Annotated in this window: 23 protein-coding genes; 17 read left to right on the top strand and 6 right to left on the bottom strand. The window is 63.4% G+C overall.

Features of this window, described 5'->3' with window-relative positions; genetic code table 11:
- Positions 1 to 188: 188 nt before the first annotated feature.
- The 12 genes from AQ611_RS21525 (at position 189) to AQ611_RS21465 (ending at position 13886) form a co-directional block, all read left to right on the top strand.
- Positions 189 to 1091 carry an alpha/beta fold hydrolase gene (locus AQ611_RS21525; RefSeq protein WP_059520266.1) on the top strand — a complete coding sequence of 301 codons (903 nt, stop codon included), beginning with the start codon at positions 189 to 191 and terminating at the stop codon, positions 1089 to 1091.
- A 49-nt stretch (positions 1092 to 1140) separates the two neighbouring features.
- Entirely contained in the window at positions 1141 to 1710 is a 570-nt protein-coding gene (locus AQ611_RS21520) for a methyltransferase family protein (RefSeq protein WP_069235996.1), read from the top strand.
- 20 nt (positions 1711 to 1730) lie between these two features.
- Positions 1731 to 3050 carry a glycosyltransferase gene (locus tag AQ611_RS21515; protein WP_069235995.1) on the top strand — a complete coding sequence of 440 codons (1320 nt, stop codon included), beginning with the start codon at positions 1731 to 1733 and terminating at the stop codon, positions 3048 to 3050.
- A complete protein-coding gene (locus AQ611_RS21510; protein WP_069235994.1) occupies positions 3047 to 4606 on the top strand; it encodes a DHA2 family efflux MFS transporter permease subunit in 1560 nt (519 codons plus the stop codon). The genes AQ611_RS21515 and AQ611_RS21510 overlap by 4 nt, the downstream gene beginning before the upstream one ends.
- A 12-nt stretch (positions 4607 to 4618) precedes the next feature.
- On the top strand, positions 4619 to 5560 hold the full coding sequence (locus tag AQ611_RS21505; protein ID WP_069235993.1) for a glycosyltransferase family 2 protein: 942 nt from the start codon (positions 4619 to 4621) through the stop codon (positions 5558 to 5560).
- Between the two features lie 26 nt (positions 5561 to 5586).
- Positions 5587 to 7161 (top strand): efflux transporter outer membrane subunit, encoded by a 1575-nt coding sequence (locus AQ611_RS21500; protein ID WP_231936037.1) that lies wholly within the window; start codon positions 5587 to 5589, stop codon positions 7159 to 7161.
- On the top strand, positions 7162 to 8358 hold the full coding sequence (locus AQ611_RS21495; protein WP_083237501.1) for an HlyD/EmrA/EmrK family protein: 1197 nt from the start codon (positions 7162 to 7164) through the stop codon (positions 8356 to 8358). It begins immediately after the preceding gene.
- A gap of 550 nt (positions 8359 to 8908) precedes the next feature.
- Positions 8909 to 9379, top strand: a complete 471-nt coding sequence (locus AQ611_RS21485; RefSeq protein WP_069235990.1) for a rhodanese-like domain-containing protein — start codon at positions 8909 to 8911, stop codon at positions 9377 to 9379.
- A gap of 81 nt (positions 9380 to 9460) precedes the next feature.
- Positions 9461 to 10447, top strand: a complete 987-nt coding sequence (gene epsC, locus AQ611_RS21480) for a serine O-acetyltransferase EpsC (protein WP_069235989.1) — start codon at positions 9461 to 9463, stop codon at positions 10445 to 10447.
- On the top strand, positions 10447 to 10734 hold the full coding sequence (locus tag AQ611_RS21475; protein ID WP_059520274.1) for a helix-turn-helix domain-containing protein: 288 nt from the start codon (positions 10447 to 10449) through the stop codon (positions 10732 to 10734). The genes epsC and AQ611_RS21475 overlap by 1 nt, the downstream gene beginning before the upstream one ends.
- A 142-nt stretch (positions 10735 to 10876) precedes the next feature.
- On the top strand, positions 10877 to 11809 hold the full coding sequence (locus AQ611_RS21470; RefSeq protein WP_059520275.1) for a family 2A encapsulin nanocompartment shell protein: 933 nt from the start codon (positions 10877 to 10879) through the stop codon (positions 11807 to 11809).
- Positions 11784 to 13886, top strand: coding sequence for a family 2A encapsulin nanocompartment cargo protein cysteine desulfurase (locus AQ611_RS21465; RefSeq protein ID WP_083237500.1), 2103 nt, complete (start codon positions 11784 to 11786; stop codon positions 13884 to 13886). Before AQ611_RS21470 ends, AQ611_RS21465 begins: the two co-directional genes overlap by 26 nt.
- An 89-nt stretch (positions 13887 to 13975) precedes the next feature.
- Here AQ611_RS21465 and AQ611_RS21460 read toward each other — a convergent pair whose 3' ends face one another.
- Positions 13976 to 14554 (bottom strand): RBBP9/YdeN family alpha/beta hydrolase, encoded by a 579-nt coding sequence (locus AQ611_RS21460; RefSeq protein ID WP_069235988.1) that lies wholly within the window; start codon positions 14552 to 14554, stop codon positions 13976 to 13978.
- Positions 14555 to 14672: 118 nt separating this feature from the next.
- Here AQ611_RS21460 and AQ611_RS21455 point away from each other — a divergent pair, with 118 nt between their 5' ends.
- From AQ611_RS21455 to AQ611_RS21435, 4 genes are all read left to right on the top strand, one after another.
- Positions 14673 to 15128: an Lrp/AsnC family transcriptional regulator gene (locus AQ611_RS21455; RefSeq protein WP_059520277.1), complete on the top strand. Its 456-nt coding sequence runs from the start codon at positions 14673 to 14675 to the stop codon at positions 15126 to 15128.
- 124 nt (positions 15129 to 15252) lie between these two features.
- Positions 15253 to 15483 carry a hypothetical protein gene (locus AQ611_RS21450; RefSeq protein ID WP_069235987.1) on the top strand — a complete coding sequence of 77 codons (231 nt, stop codon included), beginning with the start codon at positions 15253 to 15255 and terminating at the stop codon, positions 15481 to 15483.
- Positions 15484 to 15893: 410 nt separating this feature from the next.
- Positions 15894 to 16817: a M23 family metallopeptidase gene (locus AQ611_RS21445; protein ID WP_231936036.1), complete on the top strand. Its 924-nt coding sequence runs from the start codon at positions 15894 to 15896 to the stop codon at positions 16815 to 16817.
- 403 nt (positions 16818 to 17220) lie between these two features.
- Positions 17221 to 17700 (top strand): bactofilin family protein, encoded by a 480-nt coding sequence (locus AQ611_RS21435; protein WP_069235984.1) that lies wholly within the window; start codon positions 17221 to 17223, stop codon positions 17698 to 17700.
- Positions 17701 to 17957: 257 nt separating this feature from the next.
- Here AQ611_RS21435 and AQ611_RS21430 read toward each other — a convergent pair whose 3' ends face one another.
- The 3 genes from AQ611_RS21430 to AQ611_RS21420 all read right to left on the bottom strand — a co-directional run bounded on the left by AQ611_RS21430 (position 17958) and on the right by AQ611_RS21420 (position 20704).
- Complete coding sequence (locus tag AQ611_RS21430) at positions 17958 to 18227, bottom strand: CppA family protein (protein ID WP_059569923.1); 270 nt, start codon at positions 18225 to 18227, stop codon at positions 17958 to 17960.
- Between the two features lie 663 nt (positions 18228 to 18890).
- Positions 18891 to 19220, bottom strand: a complete 330-nt coding sequence (locus AQ611_RS25870; protein ID WP_059520338.1) for an H-NS histone family protein — start codon at positions 19218 to 19220, stop codon at positions 18891 to 18893.
- Between the two features lie 620 nt (positions 19221 to 19840).
- Positions 19841 to 20704, bottom strand: coding sequence for a class I SAM-dependent methyltransferase (locus tag AQ611_RS21420; protein WP_069235983.1), 864 nt, complete (start codon positions 20702 to 20704; stop codon positions 19841 to 19843).
- A gap of 482 nt (positions 20705 to 21186) precedes the next feature.
- Here AQ611_RS21420 and AQ611_RS21415 point away from each other — a divergent pair, with 482 nt between their 5' ends.
- Entirely contained in the window at positions 21187 to 21744 is a 558-nt protein-coding gene (locus tag AQ611_RS21415; RefSeq protein ID WP_069235982.1) for a GNAT family N-acetyltransferase, read from the top strand.
- Between the two features lie 57 nt (positions 21745 to 21801).
- Here the strand turns inward: AQ611_RS21415 and AQ611_RS21410 are convergent, their stop codons facing one another.
- Together AQ611_RS21410 and AQ611_RS21405 are read right to left on the bottom strand one after the other, a co-directional pair.
- Positions 21802 to 23157, bottom strand: a complete 1356-nt coding sequence (locus AQ611_RS21410; protein WP_069236446.1) for a cytochrome-c peroxidase — start codon at positions 23155 to 23157, stop codon at positions 21802 to 21804.
- Positions 23158 to 23393: 236 nt separating this feature from the next.
- The gene (locus AQ611_RS21405) at positions 23394 to 24872 is read right to left on the bottom strand and encodes a metallophosphoesterase (RefSeq protein ID WP_069235981.1); all 1479 of its coding nucleotides are present in this window, start codon (positions 24870 to 24872) and stop codon (positions 23394 to 23396) included.
- Positions 24873 to 24980 lie beyond the last annotated feature (108 nt).

The following is a 24980-nucleotide window of genomic DNA, read 5'->3' as shown; positions in this document are numbered from 1 at the left end:
GGGAAGCATGGTCTGCGATGGTGGTAGGCAGGGGGGTAAGCAGGCGTGTTCAGTTCCATCGGACGGGTAACCCATACGGCATTGGGCGTGACCAAGGTCGCGTGCGGATGGCGTGGGGTTACATGAAAGCGCCCTGGAGAGGGGGCGCACTAACAGTTCAATTGTCGAGCAGATGCGGGAGAAACTCGATGGCTATCGAAAAACAGGTCGTAGCGCTGCCGAGCGGATTGAAGGTCCATGTCGAACGTCACGTGTTCGACCCATCTTTTGAAACGGTCATTCTCGTCAACGGAGCGCTGGCGACGACCGCGTCGTTTGGCCAGACGATCCGTTATCTGGGTGAGCGCCTGAATGCGGTGTGTTTCGATTTGCCTTACGCGGGCCAGTCGCGGCAGCACAATCCGAACGAATTCATCCTGACGAAGGACGACGAGGTCGATATTCTGCTGTATCTCGTCGACCGGTTCGCGCCGAGCTATCTGCTGTCGGTGTCATGGGGCGGCGTCGCGTCGCTGTTCGCGTTGGCGCGCGGCTGCGCGAGCGTGCGGCGGGCGGTGATCGCGTCGTTCTCGCCGTTCCTGAACGACGCGATGGTCGACTACGTGACCCGGGCGCGTGATCATATCGCTGCGGGCGAGAACCTGAAGGCCGCGCAATTGCTGAACGATACAGTCGGATGCAATTTGCCGCGGATCATGAAGCTCTATAACTACCGCTATCTGACGAAGCTGCCGAAGAGCGAGCAGAATCAGGTTGCGTTCCACGTGGACCAGATTCTGTCGATGCAGCCGGAGCAGTATTTGCCGTCATTTCGCAATATCAACTGTCACGTGCGATTCATCAACGGCGAGCTGGACGAATACACGACGGCGGCGGACGTGCGGCGGCTGGGCGAGTACATTCGCAGGGCGGATTTTCAGACGATCCGGCAGGCAGGCCATTTCCTGGATCTCGAGGGGCGGCAGCAGCAGGAGCAGATGCGCAACGCAATGCTCGGTTTCTTCTGCGCGGAACGCGGGGCTGACGACGCGACCGAACCGTTCAGCCGGCAGGCGAATCTCGTCCATGGCGAACTGCCCGCGATGTCGTGATTCGTCGGGCAGACGTTTCCCTCTCCTTCGTCGATAAAGGCTGACAACCGTGAACATCGTTCAAACCCTCGCCATCATCGTGCCGTGGCTCCTATGGCTCGCCTACTGGATCGCAACGTCGAAGGCCGTCAAGAAGACGGCGCGCACGGAGACGTCGATCGCGCGCAAGCTTCAGTCGTATCCACTGATCGTCGGGGGCGCGTTGATCGTGCTGCCTGATCTGTCCGCGAGCGCGCTCGTTCCTGACTGGTCGCATATCGGCCCGCTCCAGTATGCGGGCCTGGCGGTTTCAATCGCCGGTTTGCTGTTCTCGGTTTGGGCGCGCGTGCATCTGGGCACCAACTGGAGCGTGTCGGTTACGCTGAAGGAAGGACATGAACTGATCCGTAGCGGCCCTTACGCACTCGTTCGGCATCCGATCTATACCGGCTGCCTGCTGGCGCTCGTCGGTGACGTGATGATCGGCGGCGTGTGGCGCGGCGTGCTCGGCATCGTGCTGATCTTCGCGTCGCTCGCCTACAAGGTGCGCGTCGAGGAAAGCTGGCTGTCCGGGTACTTCGGCAACGCCTATGCACAGTATCGCCGTGAAGTGGCGGCGCTGATCCCCGGCCTTTACTGATCTCTCGCCGGACGTTCGTCATGGCGAAGATGGTGATTACCGCTATCGGCTCGGCCGGAGACATCCATCCGATGCTCGGGATCGGTCGCGCGCTCGGCGCGCGCGGCCATCACGTCGTGTTCTGCACGCATCCGCAGTTCGAAACCGACGCGCGGCATTGCGGCTTCGAATTCGCGCCGGTCGGCACTGCCGACGAATACGCACGCGCGATGGCGGACCCGGCGCTTTGGAATCCGCGCACGTCGTTCAAGACGCTGTGGCGCGTGATCGCGCCGAGCATGCAGCCGCACTTCGATACGTTGCGTGCATTTACCGATCGCGACACGGTGCTGATCGGCACGCTTTGGGCGTTTTCCGCCCGGATGATGCAAGAGCGGTACGGTACGCCGTATGTGTCGGTGCAGATCTCGCCGTCGACGCTGTTGTCCGCGCACGCGCCGCCGACGCACAAGCGCCTGACGATCCCGCGCCGCATGCCGCTCGTCCTGAAAGCGGGGCTGATGACGCTGATCGAGCGGCAGGTGCTCGATAAGGTGTGCGGTCCGCAGCTCAATGCGTTGCGCGCGTCGCTCGGCCTTGCGCCGGCCAAGCGTATTCTCGGCCGCTGGCTGCATTCGACGGACGGCGTGCTGTGCTTGTTTCCGGACTGGTTCGCGGCTCCCCAGCCGGATTGGCCCGCCAATCACCTGCAAAGCGGTTTCCCGCTCTTCAACGATGCAGGCGAGCGCAACGCCGATCCGGAACTCGACGAATTCGTCGCGGCAGGCGAGCCACCCGTCGTGTTCACCGCGGGCTCGACGCTTGTCGATGCGCTCGAGTATGCGCGTGCGGTTGCCGAAGCAGTGCACGCGACGGGCGTGCGAGGGTTGCTGCTGACGCCCGATGTGGAGCGCGTTGCGCGCGACGCGGTATCGGCTGGCCTGCTCGTGCGCCGCTACGTGCCGCTGCGCAGGTTGCTGCCGCGCTGTCGCGCGCTCGTTCATCACGGCGGTATCGGCACTGCATCGCTTGCATATGAAGCGGGTATTGCGCAGGTCGTTACGCCGTTCGCGCACGATCAATTCGACAATGCGCAGCGCGTTGCCGACAGCGGCTGCGGGTTGCGCGTCGACGCGCCGGTGCGCGGCGTGGCGCTTGCCGATGCATTGGCGCGGGTGCTTGGGAACGCGTCGATTGCGAAGCGCTGCGCGCAGGCCCGCGAGCGGATTCTGGCCGCGCCGGACGGTTGTGTCGAAGCGGCGCGGTTCATCGAGCGTTTCGTACCTGCCGCCGGCGGCGTGGGTGCGCGGCTCGCGCCCGCGCCCGCGGTTGCCGGCGCACCGATGGCGCGAGGCGTATGAGTACCGCTCCGGTGTTGCCGGCCGAGGCTGCGGCGCCTTCGGCGAACCGTGGTTTGCGGCTCGCGCTGCTGACGTTCGCGCTGTCGCTCGCGACCTTCATCGAAGTGCTCGATTCGACCGTCACGAACGTCGCGGTGCCTGCGATTTCGGGCAGTCTCGGTGTGTCGAACAGCCAGGGTACGTGGGTGATCAGCTCATATTCCGTCGCCGCGGCAATCGCAGTGCCGCTGACAGGCTGGTTCGCGCGGCGCGTCGGCGAGGCGCGCTTGTTCGTTGCGGCGGTGATCCTGTTCACGTTGACATCGCTGCTTTGCGCGTTCGCAACCGACATACGGATGCTGGTCGTCTGCCGCGCGCTGCAAGGATTGTTCTCCGGGCCGATGGTGCCGCTGTCGCAGACCATTCTGTTGCGCAGCTTCCCGCCCGAGCGGCGCACGCTCGCGCTTGCGCTATGGGCGATGACCGTGCTGCTCGCGCCGATCTTCGGGCCGGTGGTGGGCGGCTGGATCATCGATAACTTTTCGTGGCCCTGGATCTTCCTGATCAATCTGCCGATCGGCGTGTTCTCATTTGCCGTCTGCACGACGTTGCTGAACCAGGAGCCGGGCGACAAGGCAGCAGGTGGGGTCGATGTCGTCGGTATTGTGCTGCTAATGGTCGGCGTCGGTTCGCTGCAGGCCGTGCTCGATCTCGGTCATGACCGAGGCTGGTTCGATTCCACGCTGATCACGACGCTCGCGATCGTCGCGGTGCTGTCGCTTGGGTCGTTACTGATCTGGGAGGCGGGCGAGGCGCATCCCGTCGTCGATCTGAGCCTGTTTCGAGATCGCACGTTTTCGTTCTGCGTACTGATCATTTCGCTTGGGATGATGAGTTTTTCCGTCGTCGGCGTGGTATTTCCGCTGTGGCTTCAGGCCGTGATGGGCTATACGGCATTCCATGCGGGGCTGGCGACCGCGCCCCTCGGCGTCCTTGCGCTCGTGTTTTCGATTCTCGTCGGCATCTATGCGAACCGCTTCGACGCACGCGTGCTCGTGACGTTCGGCTTTCTCGTGTTCGCGGGCGTGCTGTGGTGGGATGCGCATTTCACGCTGACAATGACATTCACGCAGATCATCACGCCGGGCCTGATCCAGGGGATTGGCCTGCCGTGCTTCTTCATTCCGCTGACGGCGGCGACGTTGTCTCGAATTCCCGACGACAAACTTGCGGCGGCTTCAAGCCTGTCGAACTTCCTTCGGACGCTGTCGGCGGCATTCGGCACGGCGATGAGCGTGACGCTCTGGGACAACCGTGCGACCTATCATTACGATATCGTGTCGCAGGCGGTCAACCAGGCATCGGGCAACACGCAGCGTTTTGTCGGGACGCTCCATGCGATGGGATTCGACGGTGCGCGGGAGTTGAGCGTGCTGCATCAAGTCGTGATGCAGCAGGCCTATATGATGGCCACGGGCGACATGTTCTTCATCGCATGCGTCACGTGCTTGGTGCTTGCCGCGATGATGTGGCTGACGCGCCCGAAACGCGGCGCCGCTGCCGCGTTCGGGCATTGACGGGGAGCCGCGATGAAACTCGGGGCGCTGGTCATTCTTTATCATCCGACTGCCGATCATCTGGCGCGTATCGCGACGATTCGGCGCGAGTGCGACGCGCTCGTCGTCGTCGACAATACTCCGCAGCCCGATCGGGAGGCGCGCGCACTGGCTGAGCGAGACGGTATCACGCTATTGCATCACGGCAATCGTGGCGGCATCGCCGGCGGGTTCAACGTGGGGCTTGAGGCGTTGTTTCCGGACGTCGATGCGGTTGCGTTGTTCGATCAGGATTCGACGTTGCCGGATCGATATTTCCCGATGATGCGCGAGATCGGCTCGGGGCTCGCGCCGCGACCATTCATCGTCGGTCCGCGTATTTTCGACGAGAACGGGCAATGCTTCCTGCCCGAACTGATGACGAACGGCGTGACGGTGCGCCGCGTGCGGTTGGAGCCGGGCGGCGAGATGCAGCGCTGTGCGTTTCTGATCTCGTCGGGAAGCGTGGTGTCTCGAGAAGCGTTCCAGTTGCTCGGGCGCTTCGACGAGTCGCTCGTCATCGATCACGTCGATACCGAATACTGCTTTCGCGCGCTCGCGAGCAATGTACCGCTTTACGTGGTGCCGTCGCTCGTGCTGTCGCACCGGATCGGCGTGCGGCAGCGGCACCGGATCGGGCCGTTCGAATTCACGTCGATGAACCATCCGTGGTATCGCCGCTATTACAGCGCGCGCAATGCGGTGCGGCTCGGCATTCAATATGGCATGCGTTTTCCCGTGGCGATCGTGCCGAATTTGCTGACCGTCTGGCAAATCGTGCAGATCATGTTGTACGAGCACGATAAGCGGACGAAGCTGAAGGGTATTCTGCTGGGCGTCGCTGACGGATTGCTGGGGCGGCTCGGCGCGCTTGAGGACGTGCGGCCGCAGTGGACGGCGAGTGTCGCGCGGCGCAGAGCAGCGCGTCACGGATGACAAGGTTGACGAGGAGGCGGTCGAATATGGTTTTGCGCGCTTGGGCCGGGGTGGTCGCGCTCTCGTTCGTACTCGCCGGCTGCGTGCCGTCGGGTTTTCACACGTCGCTCACGCCGCGCGCGAGCGCGAGCGACGCGCTCGCGCATACCGCGCCCGGCTCGCCCGACGGCGAGTGGCCTGCGCCCGACTGGGTCGCGCGGCTCGGCGATCCGCAGCTTGACGCGCTCGTGGCCGACGCGCTGCGCGACAACCCCGATCTACAGGCGGCGCGCGCGCGAATCGACATTGCGCAGGCACAGTTGCAGCAATTCTCGTCGTTGACGGGATTGACGGGCACCAGCGCGCTGTCCGTCAGCAAGGCGCGCATGCCGCAATCCGACGACGTCGCCAACGTATCGGTTCAAGGCTATCAAGTGCCGGTGCAGTTGTTCGGCGATCCGGTGGTGTCGCCGTCGTCGCTGTTCGTCGCGCTTCATTACCAGCTCGACTTATGGGGCAGCAACGCGGCCGCGACGCGCGGGCTGGTGTCGATGCGCGACGCGGCGCGCATCGATGCGCAGCAGGCGCGGCTCTCGCTGACGGTTGCGCTCGTCACGCTGTATTGCCAGCTCGACCAGGCGTATGCGACGCGCGATTTACTCAATGAGAAGCTTGCCGCGAGCGAGCAAGTCGACGCAGTGCTGCGCGAACGTGCGGCGCGCGGCATCGATAACGCATACGACGCAAACGACGCAACGCTCAAGCGCAACCGGCTGCGCGCGCAGGTACAGCTCAACGACGAGCGCTTGCAATTGACCGAACTGCAGCTCGGCGCGCTGTCGGGGCGCGGGCCCGAGGCCGGGCTGTCGCTGAAGCGGCCGCATCTCGCGCCGCTGGCCGATGCACCGCTGCCGCCGCGACTGTCGCTGGACCTGATGGGCCGCCGGCCCGACATCGTCGCGGCGCGGTTGCGCGTCGAAGCCGCTTATGCGAATCTTGATTCGACACGCGCGCAGTTCTACCCGGATGTGAATCTCGCCGCATTCGGCGGGCTGTTCGCGCTGACGCCGGCCGGGCTGTTTTCGAGGAAGGCGCTCGCGGGTTCGATCGGCCCGGCGATCTCGCTGCCGATCTTCGATCGCGCGAGGCTCAAGGCGAAGCTCGGCGAGGACGCCGGCCGCGCGGATGTCGCGATCGCGCTGTACAACAAGACGGTCGACGATGCGCTCGGTCAGGTCGCGCAGCAGATGACGTCGCTTCGCTCGGTCGATGCGCTTCTCGCGCATCAGGCGCAGTCGGTCGACGCGGCTGCGAAGATCGCCTCGATTGCCGCGCAGCGGCACCGGCGCGGCCTGATGATGATGCGCGACGTGAATCTCGCGCGGCTTTCGCTGATCGACGAGCGCATGCAGCTCGTCGAGTTGCGCGCGCGGCGGCGCACGTTGCGCGTCGGGTTGATCGGCGCACTTGGCGGAGGCTTCGACGCGGGCCCGGACGCGGCCGCGCCGCCGACGCCCGGCCGGCGCCAGCCGCCTGCCGGGAAGAGCCGGCACGATGGCGCTGACACGCCGTCCACCTTGTCTCAACAACACGCTCGTCCGAACGATACAAGACTCGACTGAATGCACGCCGATAACCACGTTCACCAAGATCCGATCGTCGCCCAGCGCGAAGCTGAAGCGCTCGAGAAAAAGCGCGCAACGCGCCGGCGCCGTTTCGCGATATTTTTTGGCCTCGTCGCGCTGATCGCGATCGGCGCGAGCGTGCACTGGTTTCTCAGCGCGCGCTTCAACGAAGAAACCGACGATGCATATGTCGCCGGCAACGTCGTGCAGATCGCCGCGCAGACGGCGGGCACGGTCACCGACATCCTCGTGGCCGATACGCAGCAGGTCAAGGCCGGTCAGACGCTCGTGAAGCTCGACGACACCGAGGCATCGGCTTCGTTCGAGCAGGCGCGCGCGCAACTCGCGCAAGCGGTGCGGCAGGTGACGAACACGCGCGTTTCGATGGGCATGTACGAGCAGACGGTCAAGGCGCGCGAAGCCGATCTGAAGCTGGCGCAGCAGGCATACGCGGCGCGTGCCGGCGCGTCGGTCGAAGTGGTCGCGCCGGAGGAGTTGGCGCGGGCGAAATCGGCGCTTGCGGGCGCGCAGGCGGCGCTTGCCGGTGCGCAGGCGCAGCTCGATGCGGCGCGCACGTTCGGCCCCGAGCGTCCGGTCGACCAGGCGCCGAGCGTGCAGCAAGCGGCCGCGCAATTCAAGCTCGCGTTTCGCAACCTGAAGCGCACGACGATCATATCGCCCGTCGACGGAACGGTCGGGCAGCGTTCGGTGCAGATCGGCCAGCAGGTGGGGCCCGGTGTGCCACTGATGTCTGTCGTGCAGTTGCGGAAGGTCTGGGTCGACGCGAACTTCAAGGAAGGGCAGCTTCGGCATATGCGGGTGGGGCAGCCGGTGCGACTGGTCTCGGATCTGTACGGCTCGCGAATCGTGTATCGCGGGCGGGTGGAAGGTTTTTCCGCGGGAACGGGAAGCGCGTTCTCGATGCTGCCGTCGCAGAACGCGGCGGGAAATTGGATCAAGGTCGTGCAGCGGGTGCCGGTGGTGATCTCGCTCGATCCGGCCCAGCTTGCCGCGCATCCGTTGCGTGTCGGGCTGTCGATGCAGGTGACGGTCGATACGCGGGAACGCGGCGGCCACTTGCTGGACAGCGACGCACCGCTGCCGGCGCTTGGCACGCGCGTGCACGACAGTTACGCGAGCGAGGCGGACGCGGCGGCCGACGCGGTGATTCGGGAAAACAGCGGACGGCGCTAAATCGGGTGGCGGGCCGCACGTGCTGCGTCGCAAGCGCGTTTGCGCTGCATGCGCAGCCGAGGATCGAGCCGGTGCGCACCGATGATGCGCCAAGCGCGTCGGATAACGAAACATTCGCGGCGATGCGGTGCACCGTTGGGCTTGATTGGAGGATTCGGCTATGGGCAGCCGTTTCTGCGGAGCGTTGATCGGAAAATTGCGCTACCGGCGTTTCCGGGCGATCGTGACGGGGTTGCCCGCAGACGATCGCACGCCACGGCTTCGATCGCCGTTTGAGCGCTTGGCCGCAGCCACCGATCTTTGCGCAGCCGGACCGTCTCTTCCGCCTGTCCGGCCGCAAGCCGCCTATTTAGGCCGCTGTGTATGCGGGGCGATTCGCGACGTTATTTCTATCGTTTGATCGTTGTCCGTTCTTTTGAAATGAAAAATAATTAGTTCGACTTTTTCGGCGTCTCTCTCATAGTGGGTGCCTGATGGCTATAGACGGCATCAGGTCGTCAAGCCTGCCCCATATTTCGCGCGCCACGCGCGATATTCCGAAGGAGACGCCATGACGGTCGAACTCGACGAACGCACCACTCATCCAATACTCGAAGCCGCACGCGAAGCCGCTCGCGAGGCGGGATTGCCTTATGCAGGCGGTGTATCGCCGCAGGACGCATGGGCGCTCGTCACGGCCGGCAACGCATTGCTCGTCGACGTGCGCACGGCCGAAGAGCGCGCGTTTGTCGGCCACGTGCCGGACAGCCTGCACGTGCCCTGGGCCACCGGCACGAGCCTGACGCGCAATCCGCGCTTCGTGCGCGAACTCGAGGCGAAAGCAGGCGGTAAGGATACGGTCGTGTTGCTGCTGTGCCGCAGCGGCAATCGCTCGGCGCAGGCCGCCGAGGCTGCCGCGAAGGCGGGCTTCTCGCAGGTTTTCAATGTGCTCGAAGGCTTCGAGGGCGACCTCGACGGCGCCGGCCATCGCGGTGCAATCAACGGTTGGCGCCTGCACGGTTTGCCGTGGCAACAAAGCTGATGCACGGGTGCGTGCGCAGGCACTGACGAGAATCAATCGCAATGCAGGTGAACTGCATATATAGACTGAGGGGCGGCAACCGTGGCGGTATTCGATATCGACGACATCGTTCAATCGCTTCAGACTGTGCGCCAACGCTGGCGCGAAGTGCAGCGGCGTTCACTGGAACCCGGCGGGCGCGAGTTTCCGGCGCGCGAGGCGCTCGCGGATATCGTCGACGCATTGAAAGGCGTGCTGTTTCCGATGCGGCTGGGGCCGCCCGAACTTCGTCAGGAAAGCGAAAACTTCTATATCAGCCACGCGCTCGACGATGCGCTGCACGCGCTTCTTGCGCAGGCGCGGCTTGAGCTGCGCTACAGGGCTCGGCACGATACTGCGCCGCCGGCCGACGCCGCGCTCGACGCGAATGCCACAACCGCGGTGCGCGCATTCGCCGCCCGGCTGCCGGAGATTCGCGCGCTGCTCGATTCCGACGTGCTCGCCGCGTTTCATGGCGATCCGGCGGCAGGCAGCGTGGACGAGGTGTTGCTCTGCTATCCCGGCGTGCTCGCGATGATCCATCATCGGCTTGCCCATGCCCTGTACCGCCTCGGGCTGCCGTTGCTCGCGCGCATCGTCGCCGAGCATGCGCATGCGCAGACCGGCATCGACATTCATCCGGGTGCGCAGATCGGCGCCGGATTCTTCATCGATCACGGCACGGGTGTCGTGATCGGCGAAACCGCGATCATCGGCGAGCGCGTGCGTGTCTATCAAGCGGTGACGCTCGGCGCGAAGCGCTTTCCACGCGATGCGGCCGGCCATCTCGAGAAAGGGCTCGCGCGCCATCCGATCGTCGAGGACGATGTCGTCATTTATGCGGGCGCGACGATTCTCGGCCGCGTCACGATCGGCAAGGGCGCGGTGATCGGCGGCAACGTCTGGATCACGCAGGACGTCGCACCTGGCAGCCATGTCACGCAGGCCGTTACACGCAACGATCCAGCGCGGCCGGCCGATGCCTCGCTGCCGTCACCGCAGGCACAAGGTGCGGACGGCGCGGCGCTGTCGTCGGCCGGAGTGCTGTGATGACCGCGCTCGTTCAACGCTTTGGTGCGGCGATTCGCGCGTTGCGCGAATCGCGCGCGTGGTCGCAGGAGCAACTCGCCGAGCACGCGGGGCTGAATCGTTCGTATGTCGGCGAAATCGAGCGCGGCACCGCGATTGCGTCCATCGTTACCGTCGACAAGCTCGCGCGCGCGTTCGATGTGCCGATCGCGCACCTGTTGCCGCCCGCCGTCGAAATGTCCGATCAACCGCCGCCTGGCCTTGGTGCGTCGGGCACATCGAGCCGGCGTTGTGCCGATCCGAGCTGAATTTTCAGCGTCGAGTTTCGATTCCAATCGTTGAATGTTGACGGCTATAGCATGTTGAGCCGCCCAAATCACGTCTCGATAATGCAAATGCATTCTCGTGATAAGCATTTCTTTTTTTGTTCTAAGAAATCCGGAGTTCCCTATGTCGACGACCGTGGGCGCCCAGACGGCGCTCGGCGACAACGCAGCACGGCAACTCGCCAATGCCACCAAGACTGTTCCGCAGCTTTCCACGATTACGCCGCGTTGGTTGACGCATTTGCTGCAATGGGTGCCGGTCGAGGCCGGTATTTACCGGCTCAATCAGGTGAAGAATCCCGAAGCCGTGCGCGCCGCCTGCACCGCACGCGAGGACGAAGGCACGCTGCCGACCACATTCGTGCCTTACGAGGAAGAGCCGCGCGAATATTTTCTGAATGCCGTGAGCACGGTGCTCGACGTGCATACGCGGATTTCGGATCTCTACAGCAGTCCGCACGATCAGATCAAGGAACAGCTTCGTCTGACGATCGAAACGATCAAGGAGTTGCAGGAAAGCCAGCTCATCAACAATCCGGACTACGGACTCCTTGCGAACGTCGCTGAAGAGCAGCGCGTGTTTCCGCTGACGGGCGCGCCCACGCCCGACGATCTGGACGAACTGCTGACGAAGGTATGGAAGGAGCCCGCGTTCTTCCTCACGCATCCGCTCGCGATTGCCGCGTTCGGCCGTGAGTGCACGCGGCGCGGCGTGCCGCCGCCGACCGTCAGTCTGTTCGGCTCGCAATTCCTCACCTGGCGCGGCATTCCGCTGATTCCGTCGGATAAGGTGCCGGTGGCCGATGGCAAGACCAAGATTCTGCTGCTGCGCGTGGGCGACAAGCGTCAGGGCGTCGTCGGCCTCTACCAGCCGGGCGTCGCGGGCGAACAGGGGCCGGGGCTGTCGGTCCGCTTCATGGGGATCAACAATCAGGCGATCGCGTCGTATCTGATTTCGCTTTATTGTTCGCTTGCCGTCCATTCGCCGGATGCGCTGGCTGTCCTCGATGACGTGGAGATCGGCAAGTACCATGACTATCCGGACACCTACCGTTAATCCGGCGGCGAGCGCCGCCACTGCCACGCCGGCCGCGCGTGGGTCCTTGCCTGCGGCTGGCGTGCCGAACGCGGCGGTGCCGCCGTCCGATGTGGCCGTGCCCACGGCGACTTTGCCCGCGGGATTGCCCGATCCGGCCGTGCTTGCCCGGCTCGCGTCGGAGTTTTTGTCGGCGTTGCCGGGACAAGCCGCCGCGCCGGACGTGAGCGCAGGCAGCGGCGCGGTGGGCGGCGTGCCGTCGGCGCTGCCGGCCGCCGCGCCGATCATCGCTTCAGTATCGAACCCCGCGCCGCCGGGTTCGCCATTCGCCGGCCCCGGCGGCAGCGGAACCGGCGTGCCGGGCGTTGGCGTGCCGCAGGGCAAGGTGCCGGGTGCGAATCTCGCGCCCGCTCCGACGCATGTGCTGTCGCTTGGCAACCGCGCGCCCGCGCTCGTGCCGCACGCGGCCGCGCAGAACGGCCTGCCGGACAACGTGGTGTCGGTTGCGCCGGCGTTGGAGCCGCGGGTCGGCGGCGTTGCGCTTGGCGTGCCGCCGGTGGACGGGGCTGCCGCGCAGCCGGCGCTCGCGCACGAAGCGCCGCCCGTCGCTGCGTCGCCATATTACTTCGTCGGTGATGCGTTGCACGGTTGGCATCGCGATGCGCAGCAAATCGGCGTGCCGCAGCAGGGTATTGCGTCGCCGCAGGCTTTTGGTTTGCCGGACGAGAGCGAGTTGCGCGAACTGCTGTCGATTCGTCGTCCTGATGCCGGGCTGCACGATGCCTCGCCGCGCTATTTCATTGACGACGCACGGGCGGGCAACCCACACGCGCCCGCCCCGGGCATTGCGCAGGACAACGTACTGCGCGGCGCTCATCCGCCGTTCGACGTCAACGCAATCCGCCGCGATTTCCCGATTCTGGCCGAGCGCGTGAATGGCAAGCCGCTGATCTGGTTCGACAACGCCGCGACGACGCATAAGCCGCAGTCGGTGATCGATCGCCTCGCCTATTTCTATGCGCATGAGAATTCGAATATCCATCGCGCCGCGCATACGCTCGCGGGCCGCGCGACCGATGCTTACGAACATGCGCGCGAAACGGTGCGGCGCTTCATCGGCGCCGCGTCGCCCGACGAAATCGTGTTCGTCCGCGGCACGACTGAAGCGATCAACCTGATCGCGAAGACGTGGGGTGTGCAGAACGTAGGAGAAGGCGACGAGATCGTCGTGTCGCATCTCGAACATCACGCGAACATCGTGCCGTGGCAGCAGCTCGCCGCGCTGAAAGGGGCGAAGCTGCGCGTGATCCCGGTCGACGATTCCGGCCAAGTGCTGCTCGACGAGTATCGCAAGCTGCTCAGCGACCGGACCAAGATCGTGTCGGTGACGCAGGTGTCGAATGCGCTCGGCACGGTCGTGCCTGTGCGGGAGATCATCGAGCTTGCGCATCGCGCGGGCGCAAAGGCGCTGGTCGACGGCGCGCAATCGATCTCGCACATGCGCGTGGACGTGCAGGCGCTCGACGCCGATTTTTTCGTGTTTTCCGGCCATAAGATTTACGGACCGACGGGTATCGGCGCAGTGTACGGCAAGCGCGCGCTGCTCGACGCGATGCCGCCGTGGCAAGGCGGCGGCAACATGATTGCCGACGTGACCTTCGAGCGTACCGTGTTCCAGCCGCCGCCGAACCGTTTCGAAGCCGGCACGGGCAATATTGCCGATGCGGTCGGGCTTGGTGCGGCGCTCGATTATGTGTCGCGGATCGGCATCGAGAACATCGCGCGTTATGAGCACGATCTGCTTGCCTATGCGACGAGCGTGCTCGCGCCGGTACCGGGCGTGCGGCTCATCGGCACCGCGCGCGACAAGGCGAGCGTATTGTCATTCGTGCTGAAGGGTTACGAGACAGAGGAGGTCGGACAGGCGCTGAACGAAGAGGGCATTGCCGTGCGCTCCGGACATCACTGCGCGCAACCGATCCTGCGGCGTTTTGGGCTCGAGGCGACGGTGCGGCCCTCGCTCGCGTTCTACAACACGTGTGACGAAGTCGATGTGATGGTCGACGTGATACGGCGGCTCGCCGCCCGGCGCGCGTAGGCGGTGCAGCCGCAGAGCGGTTTGACTTGACGCGCTGCATGCGCGAGCGGCGGGCAACGGCGCCCGCCGCTCGCGTTTGGTTTATCCAGTCAGAACGCTGTTCCGCCTGGCGCGATATCGCCGATAAATTGCGCTGCATTGAAGTGCTGCAAGAGCCCATATCCTTGCGCCCAATCATCTAACTGGCTGTCGGCGTTCAGATGCCCGCGTGCCCCGGCGTCGACGAAAGCGCTGCCCCATTTATTTGCGTGGTAACGCGCATAGTCGATGGTTGCGTAGACATCGTCATTGCTTGCGACCACGATGCTGCGAAAGGGCAGCCTCGTGAGCGGTACGGGCGAAAACCCCGTGCAGACGGCGCGAGGAAAAGCGGGTGCAGACGGATCGGGAACTGCCACGAGCAATGCGCCGCGGATCGCAACCGCATGCTGCGCGGCCCAGTGCGCGAGTGCGAGGCAACCGAGACTATGGGCGACGATGATCGTATCGGGGCCAAGCGCCTCGATTTCGCGATGGATTGCCGTCACCCATTCGTCGCACACGGCGTGCTGCCAATCGTCGATCTTCATGCGGCGCCAGTGCCCTGGCTTCGTGACTTCCCAGATGCTCTGCCAGTGCGTCGCTCCCGAGTTGCCGTGACCGGGCACGTTCAATACGCGGCGGTTCATGCGCGATTCTCCTGAATGAGCATTGAGTGTAAAAGCGGTTCGTCTTCGCCGGAATAGTTAAGCTAATGAAATCGACGCTGGCGGGCATGGAAACCACGGAAACGACGGGCACGCACGAATGAAACCTAAGCAGGTCGAACTGGATCGGCTCGATTGGCGCATCATCGAGGCACTGCAAGCTCACGCGCGTATGACCAATACTGAACTGGGCAAGCGGATCGGACTGTCGCAACCGGCAGTCAGCGCCCGGATCAAACGACTGGAGGAACAGGGCGTAATCGAAGGCTATTCGGCGAGGATCAACGCGGCGCTGGTAGGGCGCGACATTTCAGCGCTGATCCGGATACGGACGAGCCATGCGCAGATTGCGAAGTGCCTGAAGGTATTCGCGACGATGCCGGAGGTTGTCGATGCGCATCGCATCACCGGCGAGGATTGCTTCGTTGTGCGTGTGGCAGTCCAGCGAATGAACCAACTGGAGGCGGTTATCGATGCACTGGCGAAATTCGGCCCGGTGACGACTTCGATGATTCTTGCAAGCTATCCACCTAAGGCGATCGGCGAGCCGAAATGAGACGATTCACGCCTCTTTCTCGGCCTGTTGGCAGTATTGGTTTAGACCGATTTGAGAGAGACATCGCGCGTCGAAGCGCCGCTTTTATCGATGCGAAGCATGTCTTGTTGTCAGACTTGTGCCAATGAGCAGCGCATTCGATATGCGTGAAAATCGGCTTGGAGGTGTCGAGCGCACGAGCTTTGCCAATGTCGGTCAGGTGATTGTGCTTCGTCTGATTATGAAGAGAGCGTCGATCTTCTTGTCGGTGCGATTGTTCGGTGATGAAGAAGTGTATAAGGGCTGCAAATTGGCATTTGAAATATTCGCATCCATGCTGGAAAGAATGCGCGGTTTTGAGCATTCTATGATTTAAGCTGCATCTTGCCGCGCCCCCGACCCTGATGAATGATATTCTGCCTGCTGAGGCGCGTTACGTATTCCACGACGGAGCGATGGCGTATGCGTGACGTATCCGCAGAGAAACGGAATTGTGCCGCTGTAACATAGCAGTCGTGTCTGCTTGTTGCATTGGAGCGATCGTGCGTCTATTGTGTTTGCGCATGGTGTTGACGGAATGCGCAATCGTATTGACCTGATTCAGTCCTTAGCGGCGGCGTAAGACCATCTGGATTATATGATTTATTTGTTTTTGTTTTATGGGTTTTGTGGGAAATAGATATTGATTGTTTGGTTGCGGTTTGATTGTATTTAATTTATAAAATTAAAATATAAGTGAGGCGTGCATTTATTCGGTAAATATTTGTCGGGCATGAATCTCGCGGATTGGGGGCGATATTGGTAAAAACTTATATGACCGGCGCGGACGCATTGACGGTGCTGTCTCGACGGACGTTGCGCCGCGCGTTTGCGTTCACCGCTGGACTAGCGGCAGTGGCCGGACTGGCTGTCGGTCTGGCATTGGGTAGCCGGTTCTTGCCTTCCGTTCCTCCGGTTGCCAGATCTGCCGATGGCGCGATGCAGCGCTATATGGCATCGGAACTCGGCCAGCTCAGTGCATCGCTCAACCAGATCGAACCGCGCATGCAAAGGCTCATGGTCGAGGTTGATCGGTTGCGGGATTTCGACGAACACCTGCATCGCGCATTTTCAGCCCGTCCCGGCACCCGGAATCAAGCAGGGCCTTTGGGCGGGGAAGGCGGTCCTGAACGGCCGCCTCAGGTCTGCACTGCGCGGTCTAACAGCGTTACGGCGCTGGCCGAGCAAACTCAGTGCGTGCTGCAAACGCTTGCCGCGCTCGAAGCGGAACTCGGTCACGACCAGGTCGCGTTGGCGACTTATCCCGGCCGCTTGCCCACGCGGGCGGCCAAGTTCGGTTCACCGTTCGGCAACCGGGTCGATCCGTTTACGCATCATTTGGCATTCCACCCCGGCCTTGATCTTGTCGCGCCCGCGGGCACGGCAATTCTCGCCACTGCCGCCGGACGCGTGAGTTTCTCCGGAGAGAAGCCCGGCTATGGCAAGGTTGTCGAGATCGATCACGGCCACGGTATTGTTACCCGTTATGCCCACGCATCGCGCTTGCTCGTACACGCAGGTCAACCCGTGTTGCCGGGCGACGTGATTGCCGAGGTGGGTTCGACCGGCCGCTCCACGGGGCCGCATCTGCATTTTGAGGTGTTGCGCGATGGTACGCCGACTGATCCCGAAATGTATTTGACGCTCTTCGATCATCATGCACCCGGTTGATTTGGTTTCCTTACGATCGCTGCAGCGCCGGCGCGCGCAGCAGAGGTATCGCGTGAGGCCGGTTCGCTCGCCAAGCGTGCTGCTCGCCATCATGTTCGGTTTTTGCGTGGTATGCGCGGCGGCGGGAGGCGCGGTTGCGCGGTTCGTTTGGCCGTTGCCTGCCGCATCTTGTCCGGCAATACCGCCTGGCGATGTGCTGCAAGCCGAACTCGTGCGTGCGCAGCTGGCCCTCACGCAGGAGCGTGCGTCAAAAGCAACCATCCAGCATCTGGCCGATGCGTCGGCTGCTGAACTGGCACATCTGAAGAACGATCTTCGTGTGCTGCGTAGTGTAGCCAGGCCGCGTGCTGCGTCGGCGCGACGATGATGGCGAGGGGCTTTGGCATTTCCAACGGAGATAATCATGTTCGGCAAAAATAAATCGATCAATTCGATTTCGACCAAGATCACGACGCTGATTTCCAGTGATGTGCAGATCGTCGGGGATGTGGAGTTTGGTGAAGGATTACGAATTGATGGCCGCATTACCGGCCATGTAGTCAGCAGACCGGGTAGCCAGACGCTGCTGGTGGTGAGCGACCAGGGGACGATCGACGGTAACGTACACGGCCACGACGTGGTGGTGAACGGTACGATCAACGGAGATGTGACGGCTGAGCACTTCGTGGAGTTGCAGCCGCAAGCCCGTATTACGGGCAACATTGCATACCAACAGTTGCGAATGGATTGCGGCGCCGCCGTGGACGGCAAGCTGACGCGGCGCGAGAACGCGCCGGGGATGGATGCGGGGCAGCCGGCACGGCTGTTACAGGCCATTGCAGCAAGCGATAGCGAGGGTCCGAGCCACGAGGCGCGGCGGATGGCGGACGAACTCCGCGTTTGATCAGGTTGCAGCGACTTCGGATACTGCGGTGCATCGTGTTCAAGCTACAACGAAGGTAGCGTGGCTTCCCCGCGTTCTCTCCATCCGGAGCCTCCGATTACGCGGTCGTCTCTTTTGCCTGCAGAGCAGCGAATGACGAGCGCGACCCGCGTGTGCGAGCCAATGCTTTGATGAATCGCATAGGGCTGGGCGCCTGGCGCAACGCTGGAAATGCGGCAGCGCAGGGCGGCGTTTCAGCAAGCGATTCGGCGCGTGGACTATCTGCCCGCATGCGCCGCCAGATGCTGGCGAATCAACGATAGGTAACGGTCGCCAACCGAATGATCTGTATCGTCGCGCTGAGCGGGATAGCGCAGCGAGATCGGCGGCCAGACGCCTAGATAGCGGCATACAGCCGACAGATAAGGCTTGCGGACGCGTCCCATGTGCCGCGCAGCGCGTTCGACGCGTTCGTCACCGACTTGGCTGCGCAGCCACGCGAGGATTTGGCGGTCTGTTTCGTTGACGATGCGGACCAGGTGCTCCATCTCACACCTCACTGGCTATAAATACAGTACTGTTAATTTATCCAGTATTGGGCGGATGTGCAACATCAATAAATGGGGTGCGAAGAATTGCAAGCGCTCCGAACCGCTTTTAAAGGGTGTCGATACGAGAGGGGCATCGAGATTGCGGTTGGCCGATTTTTGACGGTAATTTGGTTATCGCCATCGTCCATGCCATGCTCGAAGAACGCTGCGGGGAGGCTTCGAGCGAGGCTCGGACGAGGCGCTGAGGAGTCCGGACAACAGATGAATGCGGTTTAGCCACCCGTTGGATGCGTTCGTTCGAAACGCAACTTTTCGGCGGCAATGGCGTATGGGGCCGGCGAGCGGGGTTTTTGCCGTCAGCGGGCAGCGCATCCAGCGCGAGGTGCTTTCACTTGCATCGGGCTCGTCGGAAAAGACGCCACGGCGGATAGGCGGGCGTGAACGCTCGATGAATTGGACGCGATATTTGAAACGATTTATCGGAGCGCGCGTATTCGACGATGCCCGCCGGGCAGGGAGTTTCGGACGACGAACGACCGGAGTGTCCCGTGACGGCTGTATGATAAATAAGGCCGAACCCGCCCGCCCATCAGATATGGGCGGGCGTACTACATGTACTACCCGATCCGTGCGGGATGCATGGCAGCAGACTATTGCCGCTCAATTATCCTCGCCCGGCCACCAAGGCTTGGGGGCGCGGTCGATCAGATAGTCGTCCAGATCCTTGCCCTCGAGCCACTTTGGCCGCGGGCCGCGACCGGACCATGAGCGTCCCGACGATGGGTCGTAATACTTGGCTTCGGCACGACGTTTGCGCTCCGGCTTCAAGTAACCGAGTGCGCGCATTACTTCGTCCTGCGTAATATTGTACAGCTCGACTTGTTCCTTGAATGCCGCGAGCGCTGCGCGTTTTTCATCATTCTTGGCTTCTGCCAGACGGATATTGGTGTCGCGCAACTGCGCTTGGAGTTCCTGGAGGGTTGGGTTCACGATCAAATCGAAGTTGAATACGGTACTGAGCCGCAATGATACAAGACACTTGCGGAGTGGGGAAATCCGAAGTACCGGGCTAGCGGTTTTCGGACGGATTTTAATGCTTGCATTGGGATTACTGCCGTGAAGATTCACTCGCTTACCGCTTCGAGGAGACGGTAGCGAATGGCGGTAATTGTGAGTTATATGAACTCGTTCGTACAGCCTCTGCTGATAAGTGCCGGCCCGAGCCGCGCGGGCCTGGGCGCTGTTCGGCTGTTTCTCACGCATCCAACTTGCATTCCTGTTGGAAAAGCGGTCGCGGGAGGGCGGGGCATCATTCGAACGCGACTGGGAGCAATACGCCGATCTCATGCGGGACGAAGGCGCGCCGCTCAGCGTGCGCGTGGCGGCGGCGCAGCCGCTGTGCGAGCTTGTCGAGGCGATGAATTGTTGCGATGCATCTCACATATTTCGAAGGTGCTCCGAGGCGCCATGCGGCGCCTGGGGGCAATCACAGCTCTTCACGGACGCTTTAGGCTGGCATGGACGATGACGCAGGGATCGAAGTGGCCGGGCGCGCCGGTCCTGATCCGGCCTTCGATAGGATGAAATCGTAGCGGCGCCGAAAGCCGGCATCAGGCCCGAACCGACGCCACGACGAATTCCTCACCGCTTGCCGGCCGAAGGCCGTCGGTCCGCTTCGAGAAATAGCGTTCGACGAGATCGCGTCCGCTGACATGCCGAACGTCGTCGAAGCCGGCTTGCTCGGCGAGCGCGACGATCTCGGCCGGGCTGAAGAAACTGACGAAAGGCGTTCCGGCGGCGCGCGCCCGTTCATACACGGCCTGATGCTGTGCGCGCTCGGCCGGATCGATTAGATCCAGCGGCAGCAGGAACGTCATCGCAAGCGTCGTGCCCGGTCCGAACGCTGCGATCTGGCGTAGCGTCGCCGCGATTGCGTCGCGGGTCAAATACATCGATACGCCTGTCGATGCGACGATCGCTGGCCGGGTGACATCGAAGCCGGCGGCGCTCAGTTGCTCGCGCCAAAGTTCGCCTGCCTCGAAATCGACAGGCACGAACGTCAGCCAGGCAGGCGCACCGAAGCCGAGTTCCGTCAGGCGTTGCTGTTTCCATGCTTGCGTGCCGGGTCGGTCCACTTCGAATACGCGCAGACGGGAGGCGATTTCCGGCCTGCGCTGGGCGAAAGTATCGAGACCCGCGCCGAGTATCACATACTGATCGACAGCCTGGTCCGCCCGTTCGGCGACTAGATCCTCGACGAAGCGGGCGCGTGCGACGATCGCCGCGCGATAGCCGGCCGTGCCTTGCGGGTGCATGTCGGGGCGCTCGCGCCAGCCTTCGGGCGGCGCGGCAAGCCGCAGGCCGATCTCGTCTTCGAGCACATGCGGCGGCGGATCGATCTGCACGTGCAGCGCACGCCACAGCGCGACGCGCACCGCTGTGCTGTCAGGTATCGCAGTTTGCTTGTCTTGCATGCGGTTTTCCGTTCACGGCCGAGCGCCGTTTGCCGATGAGCGCAAGTGTAGCGGGTAACGAGCCGTATCTCATCCTGCCCGTGCCATATTTCCAGTATCGATCGGGCGTCGCGCCGCTTGCCGCAGCGGGTGCGTTCGGCTTGTTGTCGAGCGGATGCGGATTGATAGACGGTTGCGGATGCCGGTGTGCATGCGGTTCGCTTCCGGCGATGGTCCGGCTCGTGAAAAACCGGCGGGCTGGCTCGCTTGATGTCCGTCTCCTCGCTGATCCGCGAATCCAGTTGCGATTCCAGCGATTCGGCAAACACATGTGGAGCAGCGCCACCGCCGTGGCTGCAGGTAGGCGCGCGCTGCGCACGGGTTTCCATCGCGGCGGCGGTTTGCGGCTGGCGTGTGCGGCGAGGTTCGCTCAACGTCTCCATCTAGGTGTGCGCTCGGCGTCGACGCAGTAAACTTTGGCTTCCTTCCGAGGGAGACGAACGATGAGGATCGACTCCGCACCTGAGCCGGGCTATCCGGGCATCTCGTTGCGGCAACTGGATCGCGCCGATCTGCATGACTGGTATGCATACTTGCGGGTTCCGGCTGTCACGCGGCATACGAGTTGGGATTTGCGATCCGCGCAAGATCTCACGCCGATATTCGATGCGATCGAATCCACCGATCCGCAGTCGGTTCGGCGCCTGGCGATCGTCGACGCGCGGTCGGGAAAGCTTGCCGGCACGATAGGATTCCATACGATTTCCTTGCGCAACCAATCGGCGGAAATCGCTTACGATGTCGCGCCCGAATACTGGGGAAAAGGTATCGCGACGGCTGCCTGCAACGCCGTGACCGAGTGGGCGTTTGCCGAATACGGCTGGGTGCGCGTGCAGGGCACGGTGTTGACGACTCACCCGAACTCAGCGCGCGTGCTGCGCAAATGCGGCTTTTGCCATGAAGGTGTGCTGCGATCGTATCGGATCGTGCGCGGACGGCCGAGGGATTTCGATATCTATGCGCGCTTGGCGGACGAACGCGGTGCTGCCGCCGCGCCGTGAATGCCATGCATCGCGTCGGCGCGCGGCGCGCGGTATCGTGCATGGTTTGCCGCAAGGTCAAGGCCGTGCGGCCTTGCCGCCGAGAGTCGCGGGCATCAGGCCGGCATAGCGCTCGTCGGTCAGCGTTCGCAGGAACGCGACGAGATCGTCGATATCGGCTTCTGTCATCGCGGGCGGCATGCCGGGGCGGCGGTTCATCGGTGTCGAATTCACGTTGATGTTGCCGCGATACGCGGTGGGCACGTCATCGAACGTGTCCCGGCCGTGGTACCAGTGTTTGGGATCGGTCGACCGCGTGTTATAGAACGCGACCGCGTCTCGCAGCGTATCGAACACGCCGTTATGCATGAACGTTTCCTTGATCGCTACGTTGCGCAACCCAGGGGTGCGCAGATAGCCGCACCATTGCGTGGGATCGGGCCAGCGCAGTTGCTTGGCCGTCTCGCACAGGCCATTGTCGAAATGGCGCGGGTCGCGGTTGGCGGGCAACGCGTAATTGCGCGGCACGGCGATCGCGTCGTAACCGAAATCGGTGAACAGCGAGCGTTCGGGGCGGCTGGCCGTATCCGACAGCGCGTGGCAGCTCATGCAGTTGCCCTTGTCGGGATTCTTGAAGAGCGCCAGTCCGCGCTGTTCCTGCGGCGTGAGCGGCGTATGCTTCGTCACGTATCGATCGAAGCGCGACGTGAAGGGGGCCATTTCGTCGCTTTGCAGATACGCCTGCATCGCGTCGCCGAGCGCGCGCGTCATGCGTTCGGCATCCCGGCGGACGTCCGGGCCGAAGCGTTCGACAAGCGCCTGGCCGAGCTCCGTGCTTTCGATCTTGCGCAACAGTGCGGCGGGTGATGCATTGTTCATCTCGTTCGGATCGAACAGCGGGCCGCGTAGCTGCTCGGCGAGCGTGTCGGCGCGGCCATCGGAGAAGAAGCCGCCGAACGGTGCGGGTGCGAGGGCGTCGTCGTCCTGATAGAAGTAGCGGCGTGGTACGTAGCGCACGTACAGCAGCGACGGCGCGTTGCGGCGGCTGAAGTGCGTGGGGCGGCTGCCCTGCGGCACGCGTGGGCCGGCGAGCGACGCGGGCGACAGCGTCGGTGCGAACGCGCGGCCGGGGTCGTGGCAACTCGCGCAGGACGTGCCGCGCGGCTCGGACAGGCGCGGGTCGAAAAAGATGCGCCGCCCGAGCGCGGCAAGCGCCGGGTCGGGGCGGAATACCGCGGCTGCCGGATCGATTTTTGCCGCGACTTGCGGTGTGCCGCGGCCGATCATGGCGACGATGCGCGATGCCGGCGCGCCGGGCAGCAGCTGTGTGGACGGCTGAGGCTCGGATTGCGCCGACACCGCAACGGAGCGGGACAGGTCGGCGGCCGTGGCGGCTACGGTCGTTGCCGTCGTCGCGGCCGCGGCCGCGAGCATCGCGACGACGAGCGCCGCGCGCGCCCATCCCGCGCCGGCACGACGCTGTAATGTGCGAGGCTGGGAATGGGGTGCAGCCGGGGCCGCTGCAAACGCGCCGGTGCGCGGCACCCGATACCGAGCGGGAGCATTCGCGTGGGCCGGATCGGATCGATGCAGGGCATTGTCATGCATATGTCGCGATCCGATGTGCGTCTGCGATCCGTTGATTGGCCGCTTGCGATGCCTGCACGACGTCATGGCGCGATGAAACCGGTCTTGTCGCACGTAAGCGTCGTGCCGGACTGGTTGCAGGTTGCCAGCAGCTTGCCCGCCGCCGTGTAGGCATTGAACGTCCAACCGCGCGCCGGCGCCGCGCGGCGCTCCATGATCAGGAAACCGAAGCTGTTGTTGTGCGACAGCTTGTCGATCACGACGCCGGGTGCGGGTGTCAAATTCGCCGGGAACGGATCGGGCAGCGCGACATCGAGGTTATCGCCGCCGTTGCCCGACACGATCGTCGCCGGATGGCCGGATGCGAAATTGATCGCCTGGAAGTCGTGCACGTGCCCGTGCAGCGCAACCTGCACGCCGGGCGGATAGTACGCCTGCGCATAAAGGCTCGACATCACCGATTGCAGTGCGAGATTGCCCGGCGCGGGCGTGCTGCCAGGGATCGGTGCGAACGCGAGGATCGGATGATGGTTCGTGAAGATCGTCGTCGTCATGCCTGCCTTGTTCGCGAGCGCAGCAACCGTCTGGAACTGCTTCTGATAGATCTGGAACTGCACGTCCGTCGTTTTCAGCGGGTTGCGGCCGACCTTCGCGGTATCGAACACGATCACCTGCGAGCCGGTGCCGAGCGGCACTGCATAGGGCTCCGAATAGTTTGCGTTGCCGTCGTTGGCCGGATCGTCACACGAGCGCGCCGCAGTGTATGGCCGCGGATCGAGGAAGCGGAACCAGCCCTGGCCGCCGCGCGCGCATTCTTCATGATTGCCGCGCACGACTACCCATGGCGCCTTCGCGAACAGCGGCGCGGCGGGCTCGAACAGATCCGCGCGCCAGGTGTCCCAGCCGTAGCCCCACGGGCTGTTTCTGCAGCCGGCGATGTCCGGCGGGCAGGCGTTTTCGCGGTAGTGATAGTCGCCTACATGCAGCACGAGATCCGGGTTCAGCCGCGCGACGCTTGCCGCGATCGTCGCGAACGGCCACGCGGCCGCGTCGCTGCATGCCTGGAATGCGTTATCCGCCTTCTTCATCCGGCAGCCGGTGTCGGCGATGATCGCCACACGCTGCGGCTCGGCTTTCGGCAGCGGCAACGCGCGCCCGGCGACCGTTACGTCCTTGGTGCCGGTGGGTAGCGTCGTTTCGCACACCGATACCGGAAAGCTCGACGGCTTCGAATCAGCCGGATCGCTTGCGGTCGGGCGTTGCGCGACAGTGCCTGCGACGACGCGCAGCGTCATTCGCGCGCTCTTGCCGTCAGCGTTCAATTGCGGACAGACCGGGCTTGCCGGATCGCTCGCGGCGGCAGGCGGTGCGTAGCTGGTGATGACCCGAGCGATCGTCTGATTCGCGTCGCCGATCTCTACCCAAGCGGCCTGGATGTTTGCGGCGGCGCTGGCCGGGTCCTGCTGCGCGTCGATATCGCTCTTGCAGGCGTGGAGAAAAAAAGTGGCGCTCGCAAGCGTCAGCAGGAACGCGGCGGTATGGCGAAGGAGCGGTCGTCGCATGGTCGTCCTCGTTTGGGAGCCGTAATGGTAAGCATGCTATATGCAATATATGTGAAAGCCGTTGGCTTGGTTGCGGCGAGCGGCATGCCTGCGCAGGCGCCGGGGCGG

Origin of the sequence: Burkholderia singularis (assembly GCF_001718875.1) — a bacterium.
GTDB lineage: Bacteria > Pseudomonadota > Gammaproteobacteria > Burkholderiales > Burkholderiaceae > Burkholderia > Burkholderia singularis.
Note: the sequence above shows the minus strand (reverse complement) of the source record. Positions and strands in the feature narration are given on the sequence as shown.